Annotated in this window: 12 protein-coding genes and 1 riboswitch; of the genes, 5 read left to right on the forward strand and 7 right to left on the reverse strand. The window is 61.2% G+C overall.

The genetic code is table 11. The annotated features are described in order from the left end of the window. Positions 1–36 precede the first annotated feature (36 nt). Entirely contained in the window at positions 37–675 is a 639-nt protein-coding gene (locus BZK31_RS16950; RefSeq protein WP_083184111.1) for a BUD32 family EKC/KEOPS complex subunit, read from the reverse strand. 116 nt (positions 676–791) lie between these two features. On the opposite strand from BZK31_RS16950, the gene msbA reads away from it, so the two are divergent. Together msbA and hldE are read left to right on the forward strand one after the other, a co-directional pair. Next, positions 792–2,594 (forward strand): lipid A export permease/ATP-binding protein MsbA, encoded by a 1,803-nt coding sequence (gene msbA, locus BZK31_RS16955; RefSeq protein WP_083184112.1) that lies wholly within the window; start codon positions 792–794, stop codon positions 2,592–2,594. A gap of 196 nt (positions 2,595–2,790) precedes the next feature. Continuing rightward, on the forward strand, positions 2,791–4,212 hold the full coding sequence (gene hldE, locus BZK31_RS16960; RefSeq protein WP_083184113.1) for a bifunctional D-glycero-beta-D-manno-heptose-7-phosphate kinase/D-glycero-beta-D-manno-heptose 1-phosphate adenylyltransferase HldE: 1,422 nt from the start codon (positions 2,791–2,793) through the stop codon (positions 4,210–4,212). A 48-nt stretch (positions 4,213–4,260) separates the two neighbouring features. Here hldE and BZK31_RS16965 read toward each other — a convergent pair whose 3' ends face one another. From BZK31_RS16965 to BZK31_RS16980, 4 genes are read right to left on the reverse strand one after another with little or no spacing between them, the layout of a single operon-like run. After that, positions 4,261–5,223, reverse strand: a complete 963-nt coding sequence (locus tag BZK31_RS16965; RefSeq protein ID WP_083184114.1) for a metal ABC transporter ATPase — start codon at positions 5,221–5,223, stop codon at positions 4,261–4,263. 36 nt (positions 5,224–5,259) lie between these two features. Then, positions 5,260–6,075 carry an aldo/keto reductase gene (locus BZK31_RS16970; protein WP_083184115.1) on the reverse strand — a complete coding sequence of 272 codons (816 nt, stop codon included), beginning with the start codon at positions 6,073–6,075 and terminating at the stop codon, positions 5,260–5,262. Next, positions 6,072–7,247 carry an NAD(P)/FAD-dependent oxidoreductase gene (locus BZK31_RS16975; protein WP_083184116.1) on the reverse strand — a complete coding sequence of 392 codons (1,176 nt, stop codon included), beginning with the start codon at positions 7,245–7,247 and terminating at the stop codon, positions 6,072–6,074. Before BZK31_RS16975 ends, BZK31_RS16970 begins: the two co-directional genes overlap by 4 nt. Positions 7,248–7,295: 48 nt before the next feature. Continuing rightward, positions 7,296–7,628: an SMR family transporter gene (locus tag BZK31_RS16980; RefSeq protein ID WP_083184117.1), complete on the reverse strand. Its 333-nt coding sequence runs from the start codon at positions 7,626–7,628 to the stop codon at positions 7,296–7,298. 138 nt (positions 7,629–7,766) lie between these two features. Between BZK31_RS16980 and waaA the strand changes: the two genes are divergently transcribed. Continuing rightward, complete coding sequence (gene waaA / locus BZK31_RS16985; RefSeq protein ID WP_083184121.1) at positions 7,767–9,047, forward strand: lipid IV(A) 3-deoxy-D-manno-octulosonic acid transferase; 1,281 nt, start codon at positions 7,767–7,769, stop codon at positions 9,045–9,047. Positions 9,048–9,122: 75 nt separating this feature from the next. On the opposite strand, the gene BZK31_RS16990 is transcribed toward waaA, so the two are convergent. Beyond that, entirely contained in the window at positions 9,123–10,562 is a 1,440-nt protein-coding gene (locus tag BZK31_RS16990; RefSeq protein WP_083184118.1) for a TolC family outer membrane protein, read from the reverse strand. A 163-nt stretch (positions 10,563–10,725) separates the two neighbouring features. Next, positions 10,726–10,830: riboswitch (TPP riboswitch) on the forward strand. A 155-nt stretch (positions 10,831–10,985) separates the two neighbouring features. On the opposite strand from BZK31_RS16990, the gene thiC reads away from it, so the two are divergent. Both thiC and cytX read left to right on the forward strand, forming a co-directional pair. Beyond that, a complete protein-coding gene (thiC, locus tag BZK31_RS16995) occupies positions 10,986–12,875 on the forward strand; it encodes a phosphomethylpyrimidine synthase ThiC (protein WP_083184119.1) in 1,890 nt (629 codons plus the stop codon). Between the two features lie 135 nt (positions 12,876–13,010). Continuing rightward, positions 13,011–14,300, forward strand: coding sequence for a putative hydroxymethylpyrimidine transporter CytX (cytX, locus tag BZK31_RS17000; RefSeq protein ID WP_083184120.1), 1,290 nt, complete (start codon positions 13,011–13,013; stop codon positions 14,298–14,300). Here the strand turns inward: cytX and BZK31_RS17005 are convergent. Continuing rightward, positions 14,269–14,709: RsiV family protein (locus BZK31_RS17005; protein ID WP_157900755.1), on the reverse strand; the 441-nt coding region annotated here is incomplete at its 5' end. The two genes, cytX and BZK31_RS17005, sit on opposite strands and share 32 nt — an antisense overlap.

Raw genomic sequence — 14,709 nt, forward strand, 5'->3', positions numbered from 1 at the left:
CGAAAACGAATAATGGCCGCTTGATGCGGCCATTTTTCAGTTCATCGCCAGGATCAATTCATCCGCCGTGCAAATGGTTTGCGCGCTCAGGTAGCCGTTGACGAAGGCGGGGTTTGCGTCACCCAGCAGCCATTTGCGGTCTTCGCTGTAACGCAGCATATGCTTGAAGTTGCGCAGTCGCAGGTGCTTGCGCAGCGGTCGGCGGTAAGTTTTCATGTCGGCGATGTCGATGAGTCCGAGTTCGCCTGCCGGTGTCAGGATCACATTGCCCAGATGCGCCGAGCGAAAATAGATGCCTTTTTCATGCAGATTGGCGATGAACCGCCCCAGCTGCATGCGCAGGTCGTCGTCGCTGGCGGCCTTGCCCAGCAGTTGACGCAGAGTGTGTCCGGCCAGTGGGTCGTAATGCACGGCATCGCGCGCAATCTCGGCGATCCGATAGACCGACCGCACCTGCGGGCAAGGGATGGCGCGTTTGGCCAGGGTCAGGCAGTTGTCGGCAAAGCGTCTGGCATAGGGATACCAGGCCGCGGAACTGATCAGCCGCTTGCGTCGGAACAGTTTCAACATCGAACCGTCACTCAGACGTAGTACTTTATCGCCCGTGCCGTCGGCTTCAAGCACTTCGGCACCTTGAACCAGGGCAAGGTAGTGGGCGTGGTCGAGCGCTTGCATCGATACTCCGGATTCTGCGCCCCAAGGGCTGTGCGGGCCGCCTATGTTACCGCAGCAGGCCGTTGCGAAAACGGCTTGTGATACAATTCCGCTTCTTTTTAACACGACGGATTCTCATGACAACCTCCGAATCGTCCGCCACTTCCAGCGTGAAAATCTACTTCCGCTTGTTGTCCTATGTGCGTCCGTATGTGGGCATTTTCCTGCTCAGCATCCTTGGTTTCGTGATCTTTGCATCCACTCAGCCGATGCTCGCAGGCATCCTGAAATACTTTGTCGACGGGTTGAGCAATCCGGAAGCCGTGCTGTTTCCCAATGTGCCTTACCTTCGGGATCTGCAACTGCTGCAGGCCGTGCCGCTGCTGATCGTGCTGATCGCCGCCTGGCAGGGGCTGGGTTCGTTTCTCGGCAACTATTTCCTGGCCAAGGTTTCGCTGGGGCTGGTGCATGACCTGCGCGTCGAGCTGTTCAACAAGCTGCTGGTGCTCCCCAATCGCTACTTCGACACCACCAACTCGGGCCATCTGATCTCGCGCATCACTTTCAACGTCACCATGGTGACAGGTGCTGCAACCGACGCGATCAAAGTGGTGATACGTGAAGGCCTGACCGTGGTGTTCCTGTTCATCTACCTGTTGTGGATGAACTGGCAACTGACGCTGGTCATGCTGGCCATCCTGCCGGTCATCGCCATCATGGTGGGCACCGCCAGCAAGAAATTCCGCAAGCAGAGCAAGAAGATTCAGGTGGCGATGGGCGACGTGACGCACGTCGCATCGGAAACCATCCAGGGTTATCGCGTGGTGCGCAGCTTCGGCGGCGAGCAGTACGAGCAGGATCGTTTTGCCCGTGCCAGCAACAGCAATACCAAGAAGCAGCTGCGCATGACCAAGACCGGCGCTATCTACACGCCGATGCTGCAACTGGTTATCTACACCGCGATGGCGGTGCTGATGTTTCTGGTGCTGTTCCTGCGCGGTGACGCGACGGCTGGCGATCTGGTGGCTTACATCACAGCGGCGGGCCTGCTGCCCAAACCTATTCGTCAATTGTCGGAAGTCAGTTCGACGATCCAGAAAGGCGTGGCCGGTGCGGAAAGCATCTTCGAACAACTGGATGTCGAGCAGGAAATTGATACCGGCACGATAGAGCGTGATCGTGTCTCCGGCCGTCTGGAGGTGAAGAACCTCAGCTTCTTCTACCCGCAGACCGAGCGTCAGGTGCTCAATGACATCAGCTTCTCGGCCGATCCGGGGCAGATGATCGCGCTGGTCGGGCGTTCAGGCAGCGGCAAGTCGACCCTGGCCAATCTGATCCCGCGTTTCTACACCCACGAAATCGGCAATATCCTGCTGGATGACGTTGAGATCAACGATTATCGCCTGCGTAACCTGCGCAAGCACATTGCTCAGGTCAACCAGAACGTCACGCTGTTCAACGACACCATCGCCAATAACATTGCCTACGGTGATCTGGCGGGCGCGCCGCGTGCCGACATCGAGGCCGCTGCGGCCGATGCCTACGCCAAGGAGTTCATCGATCAACTGCCGCAAGGCTTCGATACGCCGGTGGGCGAGAACGGCGTGCTGCTGTCCGGCGGCCAGCGTCAGCGTCTGGCGATTGCCCGTGCGCTGCTCAAGAACGCGCCGGTCCTGATTCTCGACGAAGCCACTTCGGCGCTGGACACCGAGTCGGAGCGCCACATTCAGGCGGCGCTGGATCAGGTCATGAAGGGCCGTACAACGTTGGTGATCGCGCACCGTCTTTCGACCATTGAAAAGGCCGACCTGATTCTGGTCATGGACGCCGGTCAGATCGTCGAACGCGGCACCCATGCCGAGTTGCTGGCGAAAAACGGTTACTACGCCCGGCTGCATGCCATGGGGCTGGATGAGCCGGCACCCGTCGGCGCGATCTGAGATCGAGCTGACCTGACGTCGTTGCGCAGTGTTGCCAACACTGCGCAATCGTCTTCCACACTGCGCTGCACCGACATCTTTTCCGGCGTGAATCGCCCTTTTGCCGGCCTCAGGATTCCGGTTCTGAACAATCTGTCTGTTCAAACCCCCTGTGCTAAGATTCCGCCCCTGTCCATTTCCTAGTACGGGTTGTTCGATGAAGTTATCCATGCCGCGCTTTGATCAGGCCCCTGTCCTGGTGGTTGGCGATGTCATGCTCGACAGATACTGGCATGGTGGGACCTCGCGTATTTCCCCTGAAGCGCCAGTGCCCGTCGTCAAGGTCGACCAGATCGAGGACCGTCCAGGCGGTGCCGCCAACGTGGCATTGAACATCGCTGCCCTGGGTGCGCCTGCCTCGCTGGTCGGCGTGACCGGTGAAGACGAGGCCGCAGACAGCCTGAGCAACAGCCTCAAGGCTGCCGGTGTGCTGGCCCGTTTTCAGCGCATCGCCAACCAGCCGACCATCGTCAAGCTGCGCGTCATGAGTCGGCACCAGCAGTTGCTGCGAATCGACTTCGAAGAACCGTTCGCCACTGACGCACTTGCCCTCAGCGCAGAAGTCGACAGCCTGCTCGACGGCATCAAGGTGCTGGTGCTTTCCGACTACGGCAAAGGCGCTTTGAAGAATCATCAGGCGCTGATCCAGGCCGCACGCGAGCGCGGCATTCCGGTGCTCGCCGACCCCAAAGGCAAAGACTTCGCGATCTACCGTGGCGCGAGCCTGATCACGCCGAACCTGAGCGAATTCGAAGCCATCGTCGGTCATTGCGTCGACGAGGCCGAACTGGTCGCCAAGGGCGCTCGACTGATGAGCGAGCTGGACCTGGGCGCGTTGCTGGTGACCCGTGGCGAGCACGGCATGACCTTGCTACGTCCCGATCAACAGGCGCTCCATCTGCCTGCGCGTGCGCGTGAAGTCTTCGATGTGACCGGTGCGGGCGATACGGTGATTTCCACCCTGGCTGCCGCCATCGCCGCAGGTGAGGAGTTGCCTCATGCCGTCGCGCTGGCCAATCTGGCGGCTGGCATCGTGGTCGGCAAGCTGGGTACGGCCGCTATCAGCGCGCCTGAACTGCGTCGCGCCATTCAGCGTGAAGAAGGTTCCGAGCGCGGTGTGCTGGGGCTGGAGCAGTTGCTGCTCGCGGTCGATGATGCACGCGCTCACAAGGAAAAGATCGTGTTCACCAACGGCTGCTTCGACATCCTCCACGCAGGCCATGTGACCTATCTGGAGCAGGCGCGGGCGCAGGGTGATCGTCTGATCGTCGCGGTCAACGACGATGCTTCCGTCAGTCGTCTCAAGGGACCTGGCCGTCCGATCAACAGCGTGGACCGGCGTATGGCGGTTCTGGCCGGTCTGGGCGCGGTGGACTGGGTGATCAGCTTTCCCGAGGGCACGCCTGAACATCTGCTGACGCACGTCAAGCCTGACGTGCTGGTCAAGGGCGGCGATTACGGGATCGATCAGGTGGTCGGTGCCGACATCGTGCAAGCCTACGGCGGCGAGGTGAAGGTCTTGGGGCTGGTGGAAAACAGCTCGACCACGGCCATCGTCGAGAAGATTCGCGGGCAGTGATTCAGCGGCGTTAAGCGCTTCCCGCCCGGTGCTTTCCGGGCGGAGCGTTCATTTGCTCAGGCTGCCTCGCGCCAGGCCCAACAATTCCCGGGCTTTGCTGGTCAGGCGTTTCAGCCCGGTTTTCTTCGGCGGCGGGGTCATGCCTTGCTGCCGCAGCCAGTCCTTCCAGCGAATTCTTTCCTCCCGCACCACCCAGCCGTCCTGTGCGGCAAAGCTTTCGGCAAGATACAGCCCGCGCGTGCCTGCCAGCGTCAGCTTGTCCCGCTTGAGGGTGTATAGCTCCGGCAGCGGTGCACCGTTTTCCAGCGGCATCAGGTACAGATCGGGTTTGCTGCGGTTCAACCGCGCAACCAGTTGGTCGTTCTCCAGCATCTCGTCGACATGAAAAAGGCTGACCGGCCGCGCTTCCTTGGGGATTTCCAGGCGCATGTCATAGATAAGCTGCAACGACGCCGTCGGCAGGTGTACGTAGGCCCTCGGACGCTCGATCAGGGTCAGGTTGCCCGCTCGCACCGGCCTTGCCGCGCCGGACAGCGGGCTCAAGGTGAACGGCATGGCTTCCCGGTAATGCAGCGCCGAAGCATAGGGCGCAGGCAGCCAGGTGTCCTTGAACAGCCCGCTCAGCCAGCCTTGCGGCGTTTCGATCAGGCACTCTTCGGCGACTTCCTGAATGGCGGTGTGCAGCGGCAGAGTCAGCTCATGGGCCGGGACGTAGCCGGAAATCAGCTTGAGCACCACATCGCCACGGTCCTGACGGCGTTGGCGCACCAAGACCCAGTAATCCCGATTCTGCCAACTGATGGTCAGCCGGATGGACACCCCGAGGTTGGCCAGTTCAGTGGCAAAGCGTTCGGTGTCCGGCACGTCGATCTTGCGCCGCCGCTGCAGGGTTTGAGTGAAGTTCATGGGCATGCCGACGCTCTGATAGCTGAGGCTTTCAGGCGTGGCTTCGACGAACAACGGCAGGGTCTTGAAGTTGCTGGGGTTCTTGCGAATCAATGTGCGCGGCATATCGGCTCCTTCTTGCGTTGGGGTCGGCCGCCCAAATCAGGCTTGACGGCAAATCACGGCAGCAGCGGTGGCAACGTTGTGCGCCAGGTGCATGGGGTTGATGGTCCCGACAATAGCACTGGCGACGCCCGGATGTTCAAACAGTAACTGAAAGCTGGCCTGCACCGGGTCCGTTCCGGGTGTCAGGCAGACATGACCGCTGGCCAGTGCCTTTTTGACCAGAATGCCTTTGCCGTGGGCTGCAGCGTAATCCAGAACCGGTTTCTCACCCTGTTCATTGAGATTATAGGTGACCATGGCGCAGTCCCCTTCGCGCAGGGCCAACAGGCCGCCTTCGACGGTTTTGCCGGAAAACCCGAAGCCACGGATCTTGCCCTCACGTTTGAGTTCGGCAAGGGTCTGATACACCGCCGTTTCGTTGAGAATCGCCAGATCGTTGCCGTCCGAGTGCACCAGCACCAGATCGAGAAAGTCGGTTTCAAGACGTTTCAGGCTACGCTCTACCGATCGCCGGGTGTGCCCGGCGCTAAAATCATGGCTGGACTGGCCGCTCTCGAACTCTTCGCCGACCTTGCTGACAATGACCCAGTCTTGACGCTGGCCGTGCAGCAGCGGGCCGAGGCGTTCTTCACTGGTGCCGTAAGCCGGTGCAGTGTCGATCAGGTTGATGCCCATGTCGCGCGCCATCTTCAGCAGCATCGCGGCTTGCTGATCGTCCGGGATCTTGAAGCCGCTGGGGTATTTCACCCCTTGATCGCGTCCCAGCTTCACGGTCCCCAGACCCAGTGGCGAGACGGTCAGGCCGGTGTTGCCGAACGGACGATGCAGGTCGTGCAGGGTTTTCAGGCTCATGGCAGCAGTTGATCCCAGACAGGTAGGGCGATGGGCGGCTTGGGTACATCCGCCAGTGGTGGTTGCGGTGTCGGGTGAATGCCTTCTTTAGACAGGACCGACAGCACGCGGTCGGCGAAGTCCGGTGCCAGTGCCAGCTTGGTCGGCCAGCCGACCATCAACCGTTGCTGACTGTCCAGAAAGGCATTGTCCGGACGCACCAGACCCGATTGCGCAGGTTCAGCGCGATCGACCCGCAAGGTGGCCCACTGCGCTTCACTCAGGTCGACCCACGGCAGCAGGGATTCGAGCTCCTTGCGTGCAACGGCGATCTGCGCCTCGGGCTCGCGAGCCACGCCGTCGGCTTCGGCCAGATCGCCGCCCAGGTACCAGACCCATTGGCCATCGGCCGCCGGATGCGTGGTTACGGTAATGCGCGGTTTGGTGCCACCGCCCAGGCAATGGGCGTACAGCGGCTTGAGGGTCGGGCCCTTGACCAGCACCATGTGCAGCGGACGGCGCTGCATCTGTGGCTGCGCGATGCCGAGCGCGTTCAGCAGGTCGGCGTTGCCACCGCCGGCGCTGAGCACGATGCGCTGGGCGTGAATATCGCGGCCATCGACCCGCAGGCCAATCAGTTCATCGCCATCGTACAGCGGTTCGATCTGCTGACCGGCGAGCAGGCTGTCACCGGCCAGTTCCGCCAGTCGGTTGATCAGGCTTGGCACATCGACCACCAGTTCAGCCAGCCGGTAGACCTTGCCCTTGAATTTCGGATGTTGCAGCGCGGGCGGCAGTTGCTCGCCCTTGACCTGATCGACCCGCCCGCGCACCGCCTTGCTGGCGAAGAAGCTGGTCAGGTTGCCGGCGATCGTGCCCGGCGACCAGAGGTAATGAGCGTCGGACAGCAGGCGCACGCCGGACAGGTCCAGCTCGCCCTTGCCGTCGAGCGCCTCACGCCAGCGGCGCGGCATGTCGGCAATGGCTTCGGACGCACCGGACAGGGCGCCATGTAGCGCGTACTTGGCGCCGCCGTGAATGATCCCCTGAGACTTCAGGCTCTGTCCGCCACCCAGGCTTGCGCTTTCTACCAGCACTGTCGAGAACCCTTGACGACGCAATCTGGCATTGAGCCAGAGGCCGGCGACGCCAGCCCCGACAATCAGGACGTCAGTGGAAATAACGGATGGCATGGGCACCTCGATCAGTAAACATTGCACGCATTATAAGGGAACAGGTTTTCAATGCCCGGCGGTTTTCGAGAACAGCTGAATGACCACCACGCCTGCCACGATCATTCCCATGCCTAGCAGGGCGGGCAGGTCGAGTTTCTGCCCGTACACGAAGAATGCCGCAATACTGACCATGACGATGCCCATGCCCGACCAGATGGCATAAGTGATGCCGACCGGTATGGTGCGCATCACCAGAATCAGCATCCAGAACGCAATCGCATAACCGCCGATGACCAGCAGCAGCGGCAGCGGGGTGCTCAGGCCCTTCACCGCTTTCATCGAAGTGGTGGCGATGACTTCGGCGCAGATCGCGACGCCCAGCAGGTAATACGGATTCATGGTGTTTTTCCTTGTATGAGGCTGTGCATTCTAGCGATGGGTGATGACCGGCCGGATAATTGCTGCGCCGCCGAGCGTCGTGCCTGCGCCTTCATGTCGTTGTGGCATTGCGAAGGCGGGCTGATAAACTCCGCGCCCATGAATAGAACTCTCTACACGTTGCTGTTTCATCTCGGCTTGCCGCTGGTTGCTCTGCGGCTGTGGTTGCGCGCGCGCAAGGCTGCGGCCTATCGCCAGCGCATCGGCGAGCGCTTCGCCGCAGGCTTGCCGCCCATGCAGCGCGGCGGGATCTGGGTGCATGCAGTCTCGGTGGGCGAAAGCATCGCCGCCGCGCCGATGATTCGTGCGCTGCTGGCGCGCTATCCCGACCTGCCGATCACTGTGACTTGCATGACGCCTACAGGTTCGGAGCGAATCAAGGCCATGTTCGGCGACGAGCCGCGCATCCAGCACTGTTACCTGCCGTACGACCTGCCGTGGGCGGCCGCTCGTTTTCTCGATCATGTGCAGCCGACGCTGGGCATCATCATGGAAACCGAGCTGTGGCCCAACCATATCCATCAGTGCAGTAAACGGCGTATTCCGGTGGTGTTGGCCAATGCGCGGCTGTCGGAGCGCTCTGCTCGGGGATACGGACGTTTCGCAACGCTGACCCGGCCAATGCTCGCGGAAATGGCCTGGTTTGCGGTACAGACAGAAGCCGAAGCTCAGCGCTTTCGTGATCTGGGTGCGCGGCCGGAGTGTGTCTCGGTGACCGGTTCGATCAAGTTCGACCTGAGTATCGACCCCGCGCTACTGGCGCGTGCGGCTCAGTTACGTGAGCAATGGCAGGCAACCCGGCGGCCGGTGTGGATCGCGGCCAGTACCCACGCCGGTGAGGATGAAAGCGTGCTGACGGCGCATCGCACGCTGTTGTCGACTCACCCTGACGCCTTGCTGATTCTGGTGCCGCGCCATCCCGAACGCTTCGACAGCGTACACGCGCTCTGTCAGCAGCAGGGCTTCGACACCGTTCGACGCTCCACCGCGCAGGTCGTCACGCCGGACGTTCAGGTGTTGCTGGGCGACACCATGGGTGAGCTGTTGTTTTTGTACGCCTTGGCGGACGTCGCATTCGTGGGCGGCAGTCTGGTGCCCAATGGCGGTCACAACCTGCTGGAGCCTGCGGCGCTGGCCAAACCCGTGTTGAGCGGCCCGCACCTGTTCAACTTCCTTGAAATCGCCGCCATGCTGCGCGGTGCTGGGGCGCTGGAAGAAGTCGGCGATTCAACCGCGCTGGCCGTTGCCGTGCAGCGTCTGTTCGAGCAACCTGGCCTTGCGCAGACGATGGCTGACGCGGGACTGGGTGTGATGAAGGCCAATCAGGGCGCGTTGCAGCGCCTGCTGGACGGGATCGCGCGGTTGCTCAATAGCGTGTGATGCCGAGCCTGGGCGATCGGCGTTTTCATGATCGTACCCACGCCCAGCGCAGCGCTGCCGCTCAAAACGTTGCGGTTAACGTTGAGCCGGTCGTTCGAAGTTCTTTTTCGCTGCCGCTGCCAGATCCGGTGGCAGGAAGTCCTTGTCCGGGTTGTAGTCGGACTTGAGGTAGCGCGACAGGTCTTGCAGATCGCCCGGGTTCAACGTTCCCGCTGCCTGCTTCAGGCGCAGGTTGTCGAGGATGTAGTCGTAGCGGGTGTTGTTGTAATCGCGCACCGAGGCATATAACTGGCGTTGCGCGTCCAGCACGTCGACGATGTTGCGTGTCCCGACCTGATAACCGATTTCCGTGGCTTCCAGTGCACTCTGATTGGAGATGATTGACTGCTTGCGCGCTTGAACCTGTTCCACGTCAGTGTTCACGGCCCGGTGCAGGTTGCGGGTGTTTTCCACCACCTGACGGCGCAGCCCTTCACGGCGCTGCTCGCTCTGGCTCAGGCGCGAATACGCTTCGCGTACCTGCGAGCTGGTCAGGCCGCCACTGTAGATCGGGATATTCAGCTGAACCCCAATGGTGCGCTGCTCCGCATCGCCGCCGTAATTCTGTCCGGTGAAGTTGGGGTTGGTGAAACCCAGCGCATCGTTGTCGCCGCGCTGATAGGTGGCCACCGCATCCAGCGTCGGTGCGTGTCCGGCCTTGCGTTGGCGCAGGGTTTCTTCGGCGGCGTTGACTGCGTAGTTGCTGGCCAGCAGATTCAGGTTCTGCTGAGCCGCGGTATCGACCCAGGCCTTGGCGTCGTTCGGCGTCGGCGCCAGCACCGGCAAGGTGTGGACGATGCCTTCAATGGAGTTGTATTCGCGATTGGTCAGGGTCACCAGCGCCTGAAAGGCATCGTCCACCTGACGTTTGGCCAGGATGCGGCTGGCGCGTGAGGTGTCGTAACTGGCTTGCGCCTGCAGCACGTCGGTCTTGTCCGAAAGGCCCACATCGAAGCGCTCGTTGGCCTGATCCAGCTGACGCCGGAACGCCGCTTCCTCGGCCTTGGTCGCTGCCAGATTGTCCTGGGCGCGCAGCACGCTGAAATAACTCTGCGCCGATTGCAGAATCAGGTTCTGTTCGGTGGCCGACAGTTCGAGCGCGGCCTGTTCGTTGACCGCTTCGGCCGCTTGCAACTGGAACCAGCGGTCGGCGCGGAAAATCGGCTGGCTCAGGGTGGCCTGATACACCGTGCCACTGCGAGTGGCAGTGGCACGTGGCTGATCGATGCTGGTGCGGGTGTTATTGGCCTGAGCGCTGCCGGAAATATTCGGCAGCAGACCGGCGCGAGCCTGAGGCACCGCCTCCTTGCGCGCGGCGTAATCGGCACGCGCGGCGGCCAGGTCAGCATTGTTGTCCACCGCCTGTTCGTAGACGTTCACCAGCCCCGTCTTGGTCGGCAGCGGCATATCGGCTGCCCAGGTCGGGCCGTTGGACGCAAACGAAACAGCCACGAGCAACGAAAGTTTGCGCAACATGAGGCATTCCCTGTTCATGAAGAAAGTAATCACAGTTTGATGAAAAAACCGGGATAGCGAGTGTAGAGCCAGACGCTTTACGCAACAATCGGACATTTCAGCCATTTATCGCGGCTGACGCAATTGCGCTGGCGTTACAGCCTCGACGCGGCATAGACTGACGGCGTTCTTGTCGGGGTGCCTTGCTATGAGGCTGAGATCGGTTAAACCGGATCCCGTTGAACCTGATCAGGTTAGCGCCTGCGTAGGGAACAAGATTTCTCGTCTCCCGGCGAGTCCTCTTGAATACCGTCCGGGGTCGATTGTTCAAAAAATGAACAGTACGCCATCGTTCGATATTCAGCACTGTCTTCTGGTGCACCCGTCCGTCCCGATCAGGTTACTCCGACAATCAACCCATAGTGGATGTCTGGAGAGCCCGTGATGAGCATAAAACCAAAAAACGCACCCCATTTGAGTGAGTCGGCGCAGGTCGATTCCGGATCGGTACAGCCGTTCACCCGTTCGCAGAAAATCTATGTCCAGGGTTCCCGCCCGGACATTCGCGTACCCATGCGTGAAATTACGCTCGATGTGACACCCACTGACTTCGGCGGCGAGATCAACGCTCCGGTCACGGTGTATGACACGTCCGGCCCATACACCGATCCCAATGTGATCATCGATGTGCGCAAAGGCCTGGCCGATGTGCGCTCGCCGTGGATCGACTCGCGCAACGACACCGAGCGTCTGCCGGGCTTGAGTTCCCATTTCGGCCAGCAGCGCCTGAGCGACGCCGAGCTGACCGCGCTGCGCTTCGCTCATGTGCGTAATCCGCGTCGTGCCAGGGCGGGCGCCAACGTCAGCCAGATGCACTATGCGCGACAGGGGATCATCACTGCCGAGATGGAATACGTCGCCATCCGCGAGAACATGAAGTTGCAGGAGGCCCGCGCCGCTGGCCTGCTGACTCAGCAGCACGCCGGACACAGTTTCGGTGCCAGCATCCCGAAAGAAATCACCGCCGAGTTCGTGCGCGAAGAGATCGCTCGCGGCCGCGCCATCATTCCCGCCAACATCAACCACGTCGAGCTGGAGCCGATGATCATCGGCCGCAACTTCCTGGTGAAGATCAACGGCAACATCGGTAACAGTGCGCTGGGTTCTTCCATTGAAGAAGAAGTTGCCAAGCTCACCTGGGGCATTCGCTGGGGTTCGGACACGGTCATGGACCTGTCCACCGGCAAGCACATTCACGAAACCCGCGAGTGGATCATCCGCAATTCGCCAGTGCCGATCGGTACCGTACCGATCTATCAGGCGCTGGAGAAAGTTGGTGGGGCCGCCGAAGACCTGACCTGGGAGCTGTTCCGCGACACGCTGATCGAGCAGGCCGAGCAGGGCGTCGATTACTTCACCATTCACGCCGGTGTGCTGCTGCGCTATGTGCCGCTGACGGCCAAACGCGTGACCGGCATCGTCAGTCGCGGCGGCTCGATCATGGCCAAGTGGTGTCTGGCGCATCACAAGGAAAACTTCCTTTACACTCATTTCGAAGACATCTGCGAAATCATGAAGGCCTACGACGTCAGCTTCTCGCTGGGCGATGGCCTGCGTCCGGGCTCGATTGCCGACGCCAACGATGCGGCGCAGTTCGGCGAACTGGAAACCCTGGGCGAACTGACCAAGATCGCCTGGAAGCACGATGTGCAGACCATGATTGAAGGCCCCGGCCACGTGCCGATGCAGTTGATCAAGGAGAACATGGACAAGCAACTGGAGTGCTGTGACGAAGCGCCGTTCTATACCCTCGGCCCGCTGACTACGGACATCGCGCCCGGTTACGACCACATCACCTCGGGTATTGGCGCCGCGATGATCGGCTGGTTCGGCTGCGCGATGCTGTGCTACGTCACGCCCAAAGAGCACTTGGGTCTGCCGAACAAAGATGACGTGAAGACCGGAATCATCACTTACAAGATCGCGGCGCACGCGGCGGATCTCGCCAAAGGGCATCCGGGCGCGCAGATCCGGGACAATGCGCTGAGCAAGGCACGGTTCGAATTCCGCTGGGAAGACCAGTTCAACCTTGGCCTGGACCCGGACACCGCACGCTCGTACCACGACGAAACCCTGCCCAAGGATTCGGCCAAGGTCGCCCACTTCTGCTCCATGTGCGGGCCAAAGTTCTGCTCGATGAAGATCACTCAGGAAGTGCGCGAGTACGCGGCCAATCAGCGTATCGAAGCGGTGGATGCCGACATCGCACAAGGACTGGCCGAGCAGGCCGAGCGCTTCAGGCAGGAAGGCAGTCAGCTCTATAAAAAGGTCTGACGCGTCGGGTGTCAGTGCGCACGCTCGCGCACTGACACCGATCGTTCCCACGTTTCCGCGTGGGAATGCCGCTCAGGACGCTCCGCGTCCGAACCCCAAAAAGATACATCACTCATTTCTTACCGAGCCAGAACCGTGAACACACCCGGCACCTATTCCCCCGACACGCCCATCGCTGCCAGCCAGCGGGTGTTCGGCGGGCGCGATCTGTTTTCCCTGTGGTTCTCGTTGGGCATCGGCCTGATGGTGTTGCAGACCGGCGCCTTGCTGGGGCCGGGGCTGGGCATGTCCGGCGCACTGTTGGCGATTTTTCTCGGCACGCTGGTCGGCGTCATGCTGCTGGCCAGCGTTGCGGTGATTGGCACCGACACTGGCTTGTCGTCGATGGCCGCACTCAAGCTCAGCCTCGGCAGCAAAGGCGCATCGCTGCCTGCGGTGCTGAACCTGCTGCAGTTGATCGGCTGGGGCTCGTTCGAAATTATCGTCATGCGCGATGCAGCCAGTCTGCTCGGTGCGCGTGCTTTTGCCGAAGGCAGCCTGTGGGCAAGTCCGCTGCTGTGGACCTTATTTTTCGGCGCGCTGGCCACGTTGTTGGCGGTCGGCGGCCCATTGACCTTCGTGCGCCAGATCCTGCGTCGCTGGGGCATCTGGCTGTTGCTGGCTGCCTGTGTGTGGCTGACCTGGAACTTGCTGAACAAGGCCGACCTCGCGGCGCTATGGGCGCGCGGCGGGGATGGCTCGATGCCGTTTGCCGTGGGCTTTGACATCGCCATTGCCATGCCGCTTTCCTGGCTGCCGCTGATTGCCGATTATTCGCGATTCGGCCAGCGCGCCCGCAATGTTTTCGGCGGCACGGCGGTCGGCTTCTTCATCGGCAATTTCTGGCTGATGAGCCTGGGCGTGGCCTACACCCTGGCGTTCGCTCCGAGCGGCGAAACCAGTGCGCTGCTGCTTGCGCTGGCAGGCGCAGGGCTGGGGATCCCATTGTTGTTGATTCTGCTGGACGAGTCGGAGAACGCGTTTGCCGACATTCACTCGGCGGCGGTTTCCACTGCATTGCTGACCCGGATCAAGGTTGAGCATCTGGCGTTGGCAATCGGCATCGTCTGCACATTGATCGCCTGCCTGGCGCCGCTGGCGCAGTACCAGAATTTTCTGTTGCTGATCGGCTCGGTGTTCGCGCCATTATTCGGCGTGGTGCTGGTGGATCACTTCATCCTGCGCCGTCGCGGCAGTCGGGTGGCGGCGGGCGGTTTGCGCTGGATGAGCCTGTTGGCCTGGCTGGGCGGTATCAGTACCTATCACCTGCTGGCCAATCTGTACCCGGACATCGGCGCAACACTGCCAGCGCTTATCGTCGCTGGCGTGTTGCAACTGCTGCTCGGGCGGGCGATCAGCCGCGGCCCGGGAACAGTTCCGGCTTGAGGATGCCGTTGAGCTGCGGATAAGGAATCTTCAGCTCGATATGGCCCATGGAGTAGGGCGCGATGGTTTCCACCGGATACTTGAGGATCACCGCGCCGTAGGTCAGGGCAATGTGCGGTGTGCGCTTGAACGGCCAGGTCTTCACGAAGTCGGCGTCTTCGTTCATCTTGCTCGACAACAGCCAGCCTTGATGGGCCAGTTCGGCTTTCTGCCAGAAGTCTTTTTCCTTGCCCGGGATCACCATGTCGGCCAGCGTCAGGACTTTCTGCTGCTGGCGCGAATAGTTGATGAACGCACGGCCGGGATCGCCGTGTGCGGCGCCGGTGTCCAGGTAGCTGGAAAGCTCGACGACCACGATACCGTCATGCTGTTCGCGTACCTTGGCTTGCAGGTAGCTGCTGTTGCGGCC

Origin of the sequence: Pseudomonas floridensis, from assembly GCF_002087235.1 — a bacterium.
GTDB lineage: Bacteria > Pseudomonadota > Gammaproteobacteria > Pseudomonadales > Pseudomonadaceae > Aquipseudomonas > Aquipseudomonas floridensis.

Excerpts from the sequence above, each read along its gene's own strand:
- BZK31_RS16950 (WP_083184111.1), bottom strand. The coding sequence starts at position 675 with ATGCAAGCGCTCGACCACGCCCACTACCTTGCCCTGGTTCAAGGTGCC.
- msbA (WP_083184112.1), top strand. The coding sequence starts at position 792 with ATGACAACCTCCGAATCGTCCGCCACTTCCAGCGTGAAAATCTACTTC.
- hldE (WP_083184113.1), top strand. The coding sequence starts at position 2,791 with ATGAAGTTATCCATGCCGCGCTTTGATCAGGCCCCTGTCCTGGTGGTT.
- BZK31_RS16965 (WP_083184114.1), bottom strand. The coding sequence starts at position 5,223 with ATGCCGCGCACATTGATTCGCAAGAACCCCAGCAACTTCAAGACCCTG.
- BZK31_RS16970 (WP_083184115.1), bottom strand. The coding sequence starts at position 6,075 with ATGAGCCTGAAAACCCTGCACGACCTGCATCGTCCGTTCGGCAACACC.
- BZK31_RS16975 (WP_083184116.1), bottom strand. The coding sequence starts at position 7,247 with ATGCCATCCGTTATTTCCACTGACGTCCTGATTGTCGGGGCTGGCGTC.
- BZK31_RS16980 (WP_083184117.1), bottom strand. The coding sequence starts at position 7,628 with ATGAATCCGTATTACCTGCTGGGCGTCGCGATCTGCGCCGAAGTCATC.
- waaA (WP_083184121.1), top strand. The coding sequence starts at position 7,767 with ATGAATAGAACTCTCTACACGTTGCTGTTTCATCTCGGCTTGCCGCTG.
- BZK31_RS16990 (WP_083184118.1), bottom strand. The coding sequence starts at position 10,562 with ATGTTGCGCAAACTTTCGTTGCTCGTGGCTGTTTCGTTTGCGTCCAAC.
- thiC (WP_083184119.1), top strand. The coding sequence starts at position 10,986 with ATGAGCATAAAACCAAAAAACGCACCCCATTTGAGTGAGTCGGCGCAG.